Origin of the sequence: Mesorhizobium sp. M7A.F.Ca.MR.362.00.0.0 (assembly GCF_004023175.1) — a bacterium.
Taxonomy (GTDB): Bacteria; Pseudomonadota; Alphaproteobacteria; order Rhizobiales; family Rhizobiaceae; genus Mesorhizobium.
Genome location: NZ_RZTF01000137.1, coordinates 1 through 13384, shown reverse-complemented (window position 1 = coordinate 13384; position 13384 = coordinate 1). Strand labels below are relative to the sequence as shown.

12 protein-coding genes are annotated in these 13384 nt (G+C 63.1%); 9 read left to right on the top strand and 3 right to left on the bottom strand.

The features are described from left to right. Positions 1-110 precede the first annotated feature (110 nt). From EOC06_RS17985 to EOC06_RS17955, 7 genes are all read left to right on the top strand, one after another. Positions 111-950: a GNAT family N-acetyltransferase gene (locus EOC06_RS17985; RefSeq protein WP_127327812.1), complete on the top strand. Its 840-nt coding sequence runs from the start codon at positions 111-113 to the stop codon at positions 948-950. Between the two features lie 14 nt (positions 951-964). Beyond that, a complete protein-coding gene (locus EOC06_RS17980; protein ID WP_127327813.1) occupies positions 965-2338 on the top strand; it encodes an aspartate aminotransferase family protein in 1374 nt (457 codons plus the stop codon). 235 nt (positions 2339-2573) lie between these two features. Further along, entirely contained in the window at positions 2574-3296 is a 723-nt protein-coding gene (locus EOC06_RS17975) for an HAD-IA family hydrolase (protein ID WP_128308404.1), read from the top strand. A 63-nt stretch (positions 3297-3359) separates the two neighbouring features. Beyond that, complete coding sequence (locus tag EOC06_RS17970; RefSeq protein WP_127327815.1) at positions 3360-4970, top strand: ABC transporter substrate-binding protein; 1611 nt, start codon at positions 3360-3362, stop codon at positions 4968-4970. 85 nt (positions 4971-5055) lie between these two features. After that, positions 5056-6006, top strand: coding sequence for an ABC transporter permease (locus EOC06_RS17965; RefSeq protein WP_127327816.1), 951 nt, complete (start codon positions 5056-5058; stop codon positions 6004-6006). A gap of 2 nt (positions 6007-6008) precedes the next feature. After that, the gene (locus tag EOC06_RS17960; protein WP_127327817.1) at positions 6009-6854 is read left to right on the top strand and encodes an ABC transporter permease; all 846 of its coding nucleotides are present in this window, start codon (positions 6009-6011) and stop codon (positions 6852-6854) included. Beyond that, on the top strand, positions 6851-8506 hold the full coding sequence (locus tag EOC06_RS17955; protein WP_128308403.1) for an ABC transporter ATP-binding protein: 1656 nt from the start codon (positions 6851-6853) through the stop codon (positions 8504-8506). The genes EOC06_RS17960 and EOC06_RS17955 overlap by 4 nt, the downstream gene beginning before the upstream one ends. Before the next feature lie 126 nt (positions 8507-8632). Here the strand turns inward: EOC06_RS17955 and EOC06_RS17950 are convergent, their stop codons facing one another. Further along, complete coding sequence (locus tag EOC06_RS17950) at positions 8633-9109, bottom strand: Lrp/AsnC family transcriptional regulator (protein WP_128308402.1); 477 nt, start codon at positions 9107-9109, stop codon at positions 8633-8635. A gap of 57 nt (positions 9110-9166) precedes the next feature. After that, positions 9167-11242: an NADH:flavin oxidoreductase gene (locus EOC06_RS17945; RefSeq protein ID WP_128308401.1), complete on the bottom strand. Its 2076-nt coding sequence runs from the start codon at positions 11240-11242 to the stop codon at positions 9167-9169. Positions 11243-11314: 72 nt separating this feature from the next. Between EOC06_RS17945 and EOC06_RS17940 the strand changes: the two genes are divergently transcribed. Then, entirely contained in the window at positions 11315-12256 is a 942-nt protein-coding gene (locus tag EOC06_RS17940; RefSeq protein WP_127327819.1) for a LysR family transcriptional regulator, read from the top strand. 38 nt (positions 12257-12294) lie between these two features. Here the strand turns inward: EOC06_RS17940 and EOC06_RS17935 are convergent, their stop codons facing one another. Further along, positions 12295-12771 carry an Lrp/AsnC family transcriptional regulator gene (locus EOC06_RS17935; protein WP_127327820.1) on the bottom strand — a complete coding sequence of 159 codons (477 nt, stop codon included), beginning with the start codon at positions 12769-12771 and terminating at the stop codon, positions 12295-12297. Between the two features lie 221 nt (positions 12772-12992). On the opposite strand from EOC06_RS17935, the gene EOC06_RS17930 reads away from it, so the two are divergent. Next, a partial coding sequence (locus tag EOC06_RS17930) for an FAD-binding oxidoreductase (protein ID WP_164898637.1) occupies positions 12993-13384 on the top strand: 392 nt, incomplete at its 3' end.

Here is a 13384-nt window from a genome sequence, read left to right as displayed (position 1 = left end):
TGCGGCGCACCGCTTGCGCTACGGCGAAAGATACCGCCGAAGCCAATGCCTTCAGATGATCTGCGGCGCGCCGATGGCCGAGACTTGGGCACTAGACGGAAGGATGCCTCATGCAGCAGGGCGAGATCGAACTCCAGGCCTTCGGGCCGGACCATATTGAGGGAGCGGTGGTGCTTTCGCGCCAGGAGAATTGGCCGCATCGGCCGCAGGACTGGCAGATGGCGCTGCAGCTCTCGAACGGTGCGGTCGCGCTCGACGATCAGGGCCGTGTCACCGGAACCATCCTGGTGACGCCCTATGGCATGGATTGCGCCATGATCAACATGGTGATCGTCGACAGGAATGTGCGGGGCAAGGGGCTTGGGCGCCGGCTGATGGATCAAGCCTTCGCACTTGCCGGCGACCGTCCGCTGCGGCTCGTCGCGACAGCGGACGGCATGCCGCTCTATGAAAAACTCGGCTTCGTGCCGTCCGGTACGATCCGGCAACATCAGGGCAGCGTTGCCGAGCTTGGTGCGCCCGGCGGCGTGGAAGCGGCGGGCACCGCCGACCTCGCGGAGATCAAGGCGCTGGACCGCGATGCCTACGGCGCCGACCGTGAAGCTCTGATCGATGCGCTGGCGGAGCGCGGCCAATTCGCGGTCATCCGCCGTAACGGCGCCATCGAGGCCTATGCCGCGATCCGCCCGTTCGGACGCGGCGAGGTGATCGGTCCGGTCATCGCGGGAAGCACCGACGAGGCTAAGGCCCTGATCGGCTTCTTCGCCGCGCCGCGTCCCGGCGCCTTCCTGCGCGTCGATACCGGCAGCGGGACCGGCATCGCCGGCTGGCTCGAGGAAATCGGCCTCGCCCATGTCGGCGGCGGCGTGGCCATGGACCGTCCACCCAAGACGAACATGGAACAGGCCAGACCGAAAGTTTACGCCCTCGCCAACCAGGCGCTGGGCTAGTCCGGAGGACAACAATGCTCGCCAATTCCCTGATCGAACTCGATCGCGCCCATCTTATCCACCCGGTCTCTTCATACCGTGGTCATGAGGCGCAAGGCGTGCGCGTCTTGAAATCGGCGAGGGGGGCGACCGTGACCGATGCGTCCGGCCGGCAACTTCTCGACGGCTTCGCGGGGTTGTGGTGCGTCAACGCCGGCTACGGCCATGACAGCATCGTCGAGGCGGCGGCCCGGCAGATGCGCGAGCTTCCCTACGCCACCGCCTATTTCGACCTCGGCTCTGAGCCGGCCATCCGCCTCGCCTCGGAACTGGCTGAGCGCGCGCCAGGTGACCTCAATCACGTCTTTTTCACGCTTGGCGGGTCGGACGCGGTCGACAGCACGATCCGTTTCGTCCGCTATTACTGGAATGCCAGGGGCGAGCCAACGCGCGACCAGTTCATTTCCATCGAGCAGGGTTATCACGGGTCGTCGGTGGTCGGCGCGGGCCTGACCGCACTGCCCGCCTTTCACGCCGGTTTTGGCATTCCCTTCGAATGGCAGCACAAGATCCCCTCCCCCTATCCCTATCGCAACCCGGTGGGCGAGGACGGCAACGCGATCATCGCCGCATCGCTCGCCGCGCTGAAGGCCAAGATCGAGGAGATCGGGGCGGAACGGGTCGCCGCCTTCTATGCCGAGCCGATCCAGGGCTCGGGCGGCGTCATCGTGCCACCGAAAGGCTGGATCAAGGCTATGCGCGAGCTCTGCCGGGAGCACGGCATCCTGTTCATCGCCGACGAGGTCATCACCGGCTTCGGCCGCACGGGACCCTTGTTCGCCTGCGCCGATGAGGACATCGTTCCCGATTTCATGACGACCGCGAAGGGGCTGACCTCGGGCTATGTTCCCATGGGGGCCGTGTTCATGGCCGATCATGTCTACGACGTCATCGCCGATGGCGCAGGCGCCTCGGCCGTCGGCCACGGCTACACCTATTCCGCCCATCCCGTCAGCGCCGCCGTCGCGCTCGAAGTTTTGAAGCTCTACGAAGACGGCCTTCTCGAGAACGGCATCAAGGCCGGCGCCCGGCTGATGGCTGGCCTGGAGGGTCTGAGGAACCATCCGCTGGTCGGCGACGTGCGCGGCCGCGGCATGCTTGCCGCGATCGAACTGGTGGTCGACAAGCAGAAGAAGACACCGCTTCCGGCGTCGGCCATGCCGACGCGGCGCGTCTTCGACAGAGCGTGGGACAATGGCCTGATCATCCGTGCCTTTGCCAACGGGGTGATCGGCTACGCACCGCCGCTCTGCTGCACCGACAGCGACATCGACGCGATCATCGAACGCACGCGCCGGACGCTCGACCAGACGCTGGCCGATCCCGATGTCCGCCAGGCTCTGGCATGATGGGGGCGAAATATGTCGTGTCTCGAAATATCGCCGGGCAACCGATTTCGCAATTTTGTGCCGCCCCCTCACGCCTTTTCGGCGAATCCAGCGCGGGGGAAGTGCCAGACTGTTGATACGACAAGGCCAGAAGCCCGGATATCCGGGCCTTCGAAAAAGGCCTACGCCCCGGACAGCACGGAATTTTGTTCTGTTCAACACATGCAATTCGGCCGCGCGCAGAGGAGACCCAGTCTTGACCAGGGGCTTTAGCGAATCCAAATACATGACCTTCGATGTCGTCGGCACGCTGATCGACTTCGAAGGCGGCATCACGACTTGCCTGGCCGGGATTGCCGCCGAGGCCGGCGTTTCGCTCAATGGCGAGGAAGCGCTGAGCCTTTACCGGCAGGCCCGCTACATGCCCGATGCAAGCGTGTTTCCCGACGATCTCGTGCGTGTCTACACAGTCATCGCGCCGCGGCTCGGCCTGCCGCCCGAGGAGAGATACGGCGTCCGCCTACGGGATTCCGCCAGCGTCTGGCAAGGCTTCCCCGACAGCGCGGCGGCATTGGCGGACCTTGCGAAGTCGCACAGGCTGATTGCCATGACCAATGCCCGGCGCTGGGCGCTCGATCATTTCGAGAAGCAGCTCGGATCGCCCTTCTTCGCCACCTTCACGGCCGACGATACAGGCACGGAGAAACCGGCCCCGGCCTTCTTCCAGAAGGTCTTCGATTTCGTGGCCTCCCGGGGCGACAGCAAGGACGACATCCTGCACGTCGCGCAAAGCCAGTACCACGACATCGGCATATCCCGGGCGCTTGGCATGACCAATTGCTGGATCGAGCGCCGGCACGCCCAGAAGGGCTATGGCGGCACGATCGAGCCCGAGCGCTTCACCGCGCCGGACTACCACTTCACCTCAATGGCGGCCCTTGCCGCCGCCGTGCGGGAAAGCCTGAAGCAACGAACCTGAGCCCAAGCCCGGAAAGCCGCAGCAAGACGAGCAACCCGGAAAAACAAACGAAAGGGGAATGATATGACCGACAAGATCACGAACTGGACCAGCGCAGACGATGCCATGGTCGAGAATGCCATTCGGCGGGGCGCGAGCCGCCGCGAACTCCTCAAGATGCTGCTGGCCGGCGGCGCCGCGGTTGCCGCGGGCAGCATGGTGCTTGGCCGCGCCACCAATGCCGTCGCTGCCACGCCGGTTTCCGGCGGGAGCTTCAAGGCCGCCGGCTGGTCGTCGTCGACCGCCGACACGCTCGATCCGGCAAAGGCGTCGCTGTCGACCGACTATGTCCGCTGCTGTTCGCTCTACAACCGCCTGACTTTCCTCGACAAGGATGGCGTCACGCAGATGGAGCTGGCCGAAAGCTTCGACAGCAAGGACGCCAAGACCTGGACCGTAAAGCTGCGCAAGGGCGTCACCTTCCACGACGGCAAGGCCCTCACCGCCGACGACGTCGTCTTCTCGATGAAGCGCCATCTCGATCCGGCGGTCGGTTCCAAAGTCGCCAAGATCGCCGCGCAGATGACCGGCTTCAAGGCGGTCGACAAGTCGACCGTGGAAATCACGCTCGCCGATCCGAATGCTGACCTCCCGACCATCCTGGCGCTGCATCACTTCATGATCGTGGCGGACGGCACCACCGATTTCTCCAAGGGCAACGGCACCGGCGCCTTCGTGCTGCAGACGTTCGAACCGGGCGTGCGGTCGGTCGTCACCAAGAACAAGAACTACTGGAAATCAGGCCAGCCCTATCTCGACTCGTTCGAATTCATCGCCATCAGCGACGACAGCGCCCGCGTCAACGCGCTGCTTTCCGGTGACATCAACTTCGCCGCCTCGATCAATCCGCGCGCGATGAAGCTCATTGGCGGCCAGCAGGGCTTCGAATTGTCGAAGACGACCTCGGGCAACTACACGGACCTCAACATCCGGCTCGACATGGATCCGGGCAACAAGGCCGACTTCGTGGCCGGCATGAAATACCTCGTCAACCGCGAGCAGATCGTCAAATCGGCATTGCGCGGCCTTGGCGAAGTCGGCAACGACCAGCCCGTCTCGCCGGCGAACATCTTCCACAATGCCGACCTCAAGCCGAAAGCCTTCGACCCCGACAAGGCCAAGTTCCACTTCCAGAAATCGGGCTTGCTCGGCCAGTCCATCCCGGTGATCGCCTCCGACGCCGCGACCTCGTCGATCGACATGGCGGTGATCATCCAGGCCGCCGGCGCCGACATCGGCATGAAGCTCGACGTCCAGCGCGTCCCGTCCGACGGCTACTGGGACAATTACTGGCTCAAGGCGCCGATCCATTTCGGCAACATCAATCCACGCCCGACGCCGGACATCTTGTTCTCGCTGCTCTACGCCTCCAACGCGCCTTGGAACGAAAGCCAGTACAAGTCGGAGAAGTTCGACAAGCTGATGATCGAGGCGCGCGGCTCGCTCGACCAGGCCAAGCGCAAGGAAATCTATGGCCAGATGCAGACCATGATCTCCGAGGAGGCCGGCACCATCATCCCGGCCTACATTTCCAACGTGGATGCCCTCTCCAGCAAGGCGAAGGGTTTGGAGGCGAACCCGCTCGGTGGCATGATGGGCTACGCAATGGCGGAATATCTCTGGCTCGAAGCCTGAGAGGCGCCTGCCGGGGACCGGACAGCCGGTCCCCGGTACAATTGCGCAACATGGCTTGGCCGAACGCAACCGCAGGAGCGCTTCCATGACGTCTGGGGTTTTAAACCTCGTGTTGAAGCGGCTGGCGATCGCGGTCGTTACACTTCTGATCGTCCTGTTCGCCGTGTTTTTCGCCACCAGCATGCTGCCCGGCGACACCGCGTCGATCCTGCTCGGCCAGGCGGCTACGCCTGAAGCCGTCGCCGGCTTGCGCGAGGCCATGCATCTCAACGATCCGGCAATCCTGCGCTTCCTGCGCTGGCTTCTCGGCCTGCTCCACGGCGATCTCGGCACCTCCTATGCCAATGAGATGCCGGTCGCGGCGCTGATCGGCGGGCGCTTCGTCAACACCATGGAGCTCGCCGGCATCACCACGCTGCTTTCGGTGCCGCTGGCGCTGACGCTGGGCATCACCGCCGCGATGCTGCGCGGCTCCTTCTACGACCGCACCGTCACCATTCTTGCGATCGGCGTCATCTCGGTGCCGGAGTTCATGGTCGCGACGCTGGCGGTCCTGCTTTTCGCTGTTTATCTCAAATGGCTGCCGGCGCTGTCCTCGGTCAATGAGGCACATACGCTGACCGACCTCGTGCGCATCTATGCCATGCCGGTGATCACGCTCACCTTCGTCATCTCCGCCCAGATGATCCGCATGACCCGCGCCGCGGTGATCGAAACGCTCTCCACGCCCTATGTCGAGATGGCGCTTCTCAAAGGCGCCTCACGCGGTCGCATGGTGCTCAAGCACGCACTTCCCAATGCGCTCGGGCCGATCGTCAACGCGGTTGCGCTGTCTTTGTCCTATCTGGTCGGCGGCGTCATCATCGTGGAGACGATCTTCAACTATCCCGGCATCGCCAAGCTGATGGTCGATGCGGTCGCGACCCGCGACCTGCCGCTGATCCAGAGCTGCGCAATGATCTTCTGCCTCGGCTATCTCTTGCTCATCACGATCGCCGACATCATCGCCATCATGTCCAACCCGAGGCTCAGGTGACGATGGCGCGCGTGGCAACTTCCCGACGGTCCTTCCTGGGTCACAGCTACAATCTCGTGGGCGTCGTGGCCGCGCTGGTCATCCTGGCGTGGACGCTGATCGCCATCTTCGCGCCCTATATCATTCCCCATTCGATCGGCGACATCGTCGACGACGATTATTTCGGCCCGATGCGTCAGGGCCTATGGCTCGGCTCGGACTATCTGGGGCGCGACATGCTCTCACGGGTGCTGATGGGCGCGCGCTACACCGTCGGCATATCGCTCGCCGCCGTCGCCATCGCTTGCTTCTCCGGCGTCGTGCTGGGGATGATCGCGGCCGTCACCGGCGGCTGGCTCGACAGCTGCCTCAGCCGTTTCCTCGATGCCATGAACTCGATCCCCAGCAAGCTGTTCGGCCTTGTGGTCGTCGCCGCGGTCGGCTCGTCGATCCCGGCGCTGATCCTGACGCTCGCCGTCATCTATATACCGGGCGCCTACCGTTTCGCGCGGGCGCTCGCCGTCAACATCAACAGCATGGACTTCATGACCGTCGCCCGCGTCCGCGGCGAAAGCACCGCCTATCTCATCGGGTCCGAGATCCTGCCCAACATCATCCGCCCGGTGCTGGCCGACTTCGGCCTGCGTTTCGTCTTCATCGTGCTCTTACTCTCCGGCCTGTCCTTCCTTGGACTCGGCCTGCAACCGCCGCTCGCCGACTGGGGCGCGCTGGTGCGCGAGAACATCGGCGGCCTGCCCTTCGCGGCCCCCGCCGTCATCATTCCCTCGCTGGCGATCGCCAGCCTCACCATCAGCGTCAACCTGCTGATCGACAACCTGCCGCAGAAGATCAGGGACAGGGACTTATGAGCAATCTCGTCGAGCTCAGGAACCTGAAGATCGAGGCGACGACCGACGCCGGACGTGTCGTCGAAATCATCAAGGGCGTCAGCCTCGACATCGCCGATGGCGAGATCGTCGCCCTGATCGGCGAGAGCGGTTCCGGCAAGACGACGATCGCGCTCTCGCTGATGGGCTATGCGCGGCCTGGCTGCCGGATCACCGGCGGCGAGATCAATGTCAACGGCAAGAACATGGCGGCACTTTCCGAAAAGCAACGCGCAAGGTTGCGCGGCACCGACATTGCCTATGTTCCGCAAAGTGCCGCCGCCTCCTTCAACCCTTCGTCCACCATCATGGAACAGGTGATCGAGGTTACACGCATCCACGACCTGATGCCGCCCGAGCAAGCGCGAAAGCGAGCGGTCGAGCTGTTCCGGGCCTTGTCGCTGCCGGATCCGGAAGGGATCGGCGCGCGTTATCCGCACCAGGTTTCGGGCGGGCAATTGCAGCGGTTGTCGGCGGCCATGGCGCTCATCGGCGATCCCAAGCTGATGATCTTCGACGAGCCGACGACGGCACTCGACGTGACGACGCAGATCGACGTGCTCAAGGCATTCAAGTCGGTCATGCGGGCTGGCGGGATAGCGGGCGTTTACGTTTCCCATGATCTCGCGGTCGTCGCCCAGATCGCCGACCGCATCGTGGTGCTGAAAGGCGGCGAAGTGCAGGAGACCGGCACCACGGCTCAGATACTTTCGGCTGCCCAGCACCCCTATACGCGCGAACTGCTGGCTGCCTTCGAGCCGAACCCGCGGCAAGCACATGCGGACGCGGATGCCGGGACGAAAGAGCTGCTGCGTATCGACAATGTGACTGCCGGCTATGGTGCGGTGCGGGCTGACGGACTACCGCTTGTCCGCGCTGTCAATTCCGTCAGTCTGGTAGTAGAGAAGAGGCGCAATCTCGGCGTCATCGGCGAATCCGGCTGCGGAAAATCGACGCTGGCGCGCGTCATCGCCGGCATCCATCCGGCGGCGGCCGGCGACATCATATTCGACGGCAAGGAATTGCAGCGCGCCGCAGGCAAACGCAGCCAGGACCAGCTGCGCGAGATGCAGATCGTGTTCCAGTATGCCGACACCGCGCTCAATCCGGCGAAGCCCGTGGAGGACATCATTTCCCGGCCGCTGGCCTTCTATCACGGGCTCGACCGGCAGGCGCGCTCGAAGCGCGTCGACGAACTGCTCGACATGGTTCGCCTGCCCAGGACGCTGCGCTACCGTCGCCCGTCGGAGCTTTCTGGCGGGCAGAAGCAGCGCGTGAACTTCGCGCGCGCCCTGGCGGCCGGACCCAAGCTGATCATCTGCGACGAAATCACCTCGGCGCTCGACACGGTGGTGGCGGCCGCCGTAATCGAACTGCTCAAGGAGCTGCAGCGCGAGCTGGGCCTTTCCTACATTTTCATCAGCCACGACCTCTCCGTCGTGGAAGCGATCTGCGACGAGATCATGGTCATGTACAATGGCGAGCGGGTGGAGCAGATCACGCCCGACAGGCTGCAGGCGCCCACCCACCCCTATTCCAAGCTTCTGTTCTCCTCCGTGCCGAAGCTCGATCCGACATGGCTCGATGGCCTCGTCCGCGACCCCGAACTCGTCAGCCAGTTCGGCCAGCGATAGGGCGGTTAGCCGTTTCATGGAAACAGCTAACCGCCTATCTATTTGTTTTTAAAGCAATTCCCTAGGGAAAGCGCTACGCGCTTTTCCCGGGAAATCCGCTTCACACTTTTCCTGGAATTGCTCTGACTACATCGGAAACAGGCTGGGCAGCGGCATGTGCGCCTTGACGATGGGAGACTTCAGCACCACGAAGCTGAAATACTTGTCGATGCCGATATCCATGTCGCTCAGCCGCTCCATGATCTCCTGGTACTCGCCGATGCCGGCGGCCACGAATTTCATCAAATAGTCGTAGCGGGCGGAAACACGGTGGCATTCGACGGCCGCATCAACCTTGTCGACGGCGGCAAGGAAACGCGCGAAGTCGATCTGGCGATGGTTCTTGAGCGTGATTTCGGTGAAGACGGTGAGCGTCCGCCCCAGCTTCGCGATGTCGATCTGCGCCGAATAACGCACGATATAGCCTTCGGCATGCAGCTTCTTTACCCGCATCAGACAGGGGCTGGGGGAGAGATTGACCCGTTCCGCCAGCTCCACATTTGTGATGCGGCCGTTCTTCTGCAGCTCGTACAGAATCTTGATGTCGATCCGATCGAGTTTCATGGGCTAGGATGCTTCCTGTCAGGGCAAATCAGCCTGCCGCAGCCGGCTTTCACCCTGTTACAATTGCGAGCAGAGCCGGTAGGCCTCATAGATCGATGAGTAGATGTCCCGGCTGGCAACTGCGTCTCCAATGCGGTGCAAGACGAACGATCCGGCAGCTTGGGGACCATTGTCCCGCTTCGTTTCCGTTCCCGTCATCAGTGCTATGTCGGTGACGCCGTTGTTGGCTGAGCGCGCCCGCAATTCCTGGTAGGTATCCTCCATCGGGACCGTGCCGCGCTCGACAATGAGTTGGGCCGCCATCATTTCCGTTTCCGCACCGGTGAGTTCATGCCGGAACGTGGCGGCGATGCCGTTGCCCTGGCGCACTGCCTTGACCAGGCGTACATCGCCGACGACGCGGATGCCGCGTTCCGAGGCGCGTTTGCGGAAACTTACCCTGTCCGGATAGGGCGTCTCGATCGCCAGCGTGTCGTCCGCTATCGCCAAGCTGACCACGCGCCCGTCGCGGGCAAGATGCAGGGCGCAGGAAATTGCGGCCTGGCGTCCGGTCTCGTCGTAGATCAGCACGTCGTCCTTCGCCGGCACGACCCCGGTCAGGACGTCCCAGACGCTGTCGCAATGTTCAGCGCCCTCCAGCCGTTCCATATCCGGAATGCCGCCGGTGGCGACGATGACAGTGTCCGGTTTTGCGGCAAGGACGATTTCCGCGTCCGCATAGGTGTTGAGACGGACTTCCACGCCAAGCCGCACGAGTTCGTCGGTACGCCAGTCGACTATGCCGATGAGATCCTTGCGGTCGGACGCCGAGGCCGCGACGAGCACCTGCCCACCAAGTCGCGCTCCGGCTTCAAACAGGCTCACCCGGTGGCCGCGCTCGGCGGCGACCCTTGCCGCTTCCATACCGCCCGGACCTCCGCCGACCACGACCACCCGTTTCGGCGTCTCGGCCCGCATGATGGTATGGCTGATGATCGTTTCATGGCCGCTGGCCGGGTTGTGAATGCACTGCACCTTCTTGTACAGGCAGTAGGACGCGCCGACACACGGGCGAATGCGTTCTTCTTCGCCGCGCATCACCTTGTTGACGATATGGGGGTCGGCAATATGCGCGCGGGTCATGCCGACCAGGTCGACGAGGTTCTCGCGGATGGCATGCCGCGCCGTCGCTATGTCCCGAATGCCTGCGGCGTGGATCACGGGCAGCCTGGTTTCCCGTTTGAACTGTCCGACCAGCGGCAGAAACGGCGCGCTCTGGCTGAACATGCCGGGCATGTTCTGCTCAGCCAGCGACAGGTCGGTGTCCATGCGGCCAAAGATGCAGTTGAAGAAGTCGACATGGCCTTCCCGCTCGAACAGCCTGGCGAAGGCAAGGCATTCCTCGAAATCCGACCCGTCCTCGACCGCCTCGTCGATCACGAACCGCATGCCGACGGCGAAGTCGTCGCCCACCGCGCGGCGGATTGCCTCGTGAACCATCAGGCCGAAGCGCGCGCGGTTTTCCAGCGAGCCGCCGAAGCCATCCGTGCGCCTGTTGGTTCTGGGCGAGAGGAATTGACCGATCAGATGCCCGCCGGTGACGGTTTCGACGCCATCCAGACCGCCGTCCAGGCAGCGCCTGGCGGCACTGGCGTAATCCTTGATGATCCTGTCGATGTCCGCGGCGTCCATCTCCTTGGGAAAATTCCGGTTCCGCGTCTCGCGAACGCGTGACGGCGCCACCGGCGGCAGCCAGTTCCCGGCATAGGCGGTGGCGCGCCGGCCAAGGTGCGAAACCTGGCACATGACGGCAGCGCCGTGGCGATGCACCCGCTGCGACAGCGACTGGAGATGAGGCACTATGCGATCGGTCGAAAGGTCCAGCTGACCGCCGCCCCAACTCGAGTCGGGCGACGTCATCGCCGAGCCGCCCACCATGGTCATCGCCAGGCCGCCGCGCGCTTTCTCCTCGTGGTAGCGCTGGTAGCGCTCGAGCGGCAGGCCGCCATCGTCCAGCATCGAAGCATGACTGGTGCTGACGACACGGTTGCGCAGCGTCAGACCCTTGAGCCGAAACGGCTGAAGCAGAGGATCGCTGGATGGGCTGCCTGCTTGAGATCCCGCTGCCTTCACGTCCTGCTCCGCCCCATTCATCAGGGTTATAGTTCTCCATTTCCGGGGTCGTAGAAAGTTTGTAAATTATTGGGGTGCCTGTACGCTGGGCGTATGGCTGGTTTTGCTAAACTCGTTCCCTCCGCGCGCGGACTGCTTGTCTTCGAAGCGGCTGTCCGGTCGGGTAGCTTCACGGCAGCGGCGCGCGAGTTCAACGTCACCCAACCATCGATCAGCCGCAGCATTGCCCAGCTCGAGGCCGATTTTGGTGTTCCCCTTTTCACACGAGGCCCAACGGGGTTGACCCCGACCCCGGACGGACGCGCCCTCTATTCGGCGGTGCGGGAGGGATTTGACGGCATCGCGGAGGCGATCCGGAGAATCAAGCAGAACAGCGCTGCAAAGCCGGTGGTGACCCTTTCCCTTTCGAGTTCTCTGGCAACCTATTGGTTCGTTCCTAGGTTAGGGGCATTCAACACCAGGTTTCCCAACGTCGACCTGAGATTCGAACTGATCGCGGGCGTCCTGCGAGGACCCGCCGAGACTGTCGACCTCGCCACGAGAATCCTGGCCGATGACGATACCCACTATCACCACTGGGCATTCTCGCCTGAGATCATCGTTCCGGTGTGCAGCCCATCCTATTTGTCGACCCACGGCCGGTTGATCCATGCCGGAACCGGGGAAGGTCATGCCCTGCTTCACCTGACCGACGCCAAGGAGCAGTGGCTGGACGCCTGGGGCAGTGTGGCGGACCGTAAGACCAGCCGGGCAAAGTGGCTCGAATTCTCGGACTACGCGGTCGTGCTTCAAGCCGCGATGAACGGGGAAGGCGTGGCGCTCGGCTGGCTCAGCAACGTTTCAAGGGCATTGCTTCAGGGAACCCTTGTTCCGGCCTCGGACAGGCAAATCAAGACGGGCCGGATCCATCAGCTGATTGCACCGCGCTCAAGGCCGGTACGACCTGTCGTCTCCGACATCTGCGCCTGGATGATCGCCGAGATGCAAGCCGAATTGAAAGCACTGCACCCGATCTTGCGGCCGGACACCTTGTAGCGGGCTGCAGGCGACAAGCACGGCGCGGTCGCCGCGGACTACCTCGGAAACAGGCTGGGCAGCGGCATGTGCGCTTTAACGATGGGGGACTTCAGCACGACGAAGCTGAAATACTTGTCGATGCCGATATCCATGTCGGTCAGCCGTTCCATGATCGTCTGGTACTCGGCGATGCCGGCGGTCACGAACTTCATCAGATAGTCGTAGCCACCCGACACGAGGTGGCATTCGATGACCTGGTCGATCTTCTCAACCACGGCGAGAAAGCGGGCGAAGTCCACCTGGCGATGGTTCTTCAAGGTGATTTCGGTGAACACGGTCAGCGTCTGGCCGAGCTTGCCGATATTGATCTGCGCGGAATAGCCCTCGATGTAGCCCTCCGATTGCAGTCTCTTGACCCGCATCAGGCACGGGCTTGGCGACAGGTGCACCAGATCAGCCAGTTCCACGTTGGTGATGCGGCCGTTCTTCTGCAACTCGTACAGAATCTTGATATCGATCCGATCCAGTTTCACGGTCGTCTCCGCAGAACACGCCGCAGCACAAAATGCTGCCTTGCTCATAGACATTGACACTACCACAGCCCGTTGACCTGTCCATCCAAGCGGACAGCGCTTTGAAACGCAGCGGCTCCCGATTTTGACCCGGCTGCCGGAATAAAATTCTGCTTCGGCCGCAACTGCGGCAGCGGCTGCCTGCGCAACGCGTTAAATTGGCGCTTCAAGGCAGAGAGACCATGCGCGCACCACTGCAGAAAATCGAGACATCCGGCGAACTGCCACAGACAGCGGACGCGGTGGTGATCGGCGGCGGTATCGTCGGCATCTTCGCGGCCTACTATCTGGCCAGGCGCGGCCTGAAGGTCGCGCTTGTCGAAAAGGGCCGCGTCGGCGCCGAGCAGTCCTCGAGGAACTGGGGGTGGTGCCGCCAGCAGAACCGCGACGCGCGCGAGTTGCCGATGGCGACAAGAAGCATCGACCTGTGGCAGCGCTTTGGGGCAGAGACTGGCGAAGACACCGGCTTTCGCCGCTGCGGCCTGCTCTATCTCAGCAATGACGATACGGAACTGGCCGGCTGGGTGCGCTGGCGTGACTTCGCCAAAACGGCCGGCGTCACCACGCATATGCT

Bases quoted from the DNA above. Each gene is read 5' to 3' on its own strand.
- EOC06_RS17985 (WP_127327812.1), top strand. From the start codon at position 111: ATGCAGCAGGGCGAGATCGAACTCCAGGCCTTCGGGCCGGACCATATT.
- EOC06_RS17980 (WP_127327813.1), top strand. From the start codon at position 965: ATGCTCGCCAATTCCCTGATCGAACTCGATCGCGCCCATCTTATCCAC.
- EOC06_RS17970 (WP_127327815.1), top strand. From the start codon at position 3,360: ATGACCGACAAGATCACGAACTGGACCAGCGCAGACGATGCCATGGTC.
- EOC06_RS17965 (WP_127327816.1), top strand. From the start codon at position 5,056: ATGACGTCTGGGGTTTTAAACCTCGTGTTGAAGCGGCTGGCGATCGCG.
- EOC06_RS17960 (WP_127327817.1), top strand. From the start codon at position 6,009: ATGGCGCGCGTGGCAACTTCCCGACGGTCCTTCCTGGGTCACAGCTAC.
- EOC06_RS17955 (WP_128308403.1), top strand. From the start codon at position 6,851: ATGAGCAATCTCGTCGAGCTCAGGAACCTGAAGATCGAGGCGACGACC.
- EOC06_RS17950 (WP_128308402.1), bottom strand. From the start codon at position 9,109: ATGAAACTCGATCGGATCGACATCAAGATTCTGTACGAGCTGCAGAAG.
- EOC06_RS17945 (WP_128308401.1), bottom strand. From the start codon at position 11,242: ATGAATGGGGCGGAGCAGGACGTGAAGGCAGCGGGATCTCAAGCAGGC.
- EOC06_RS17940 (WP_127327819.1), top strand. From the start codon at position 11,315: ATGGCTGGTTTTGCTAAACTCGTTCCCTCCGCGCGCGGACTGCTTGTC.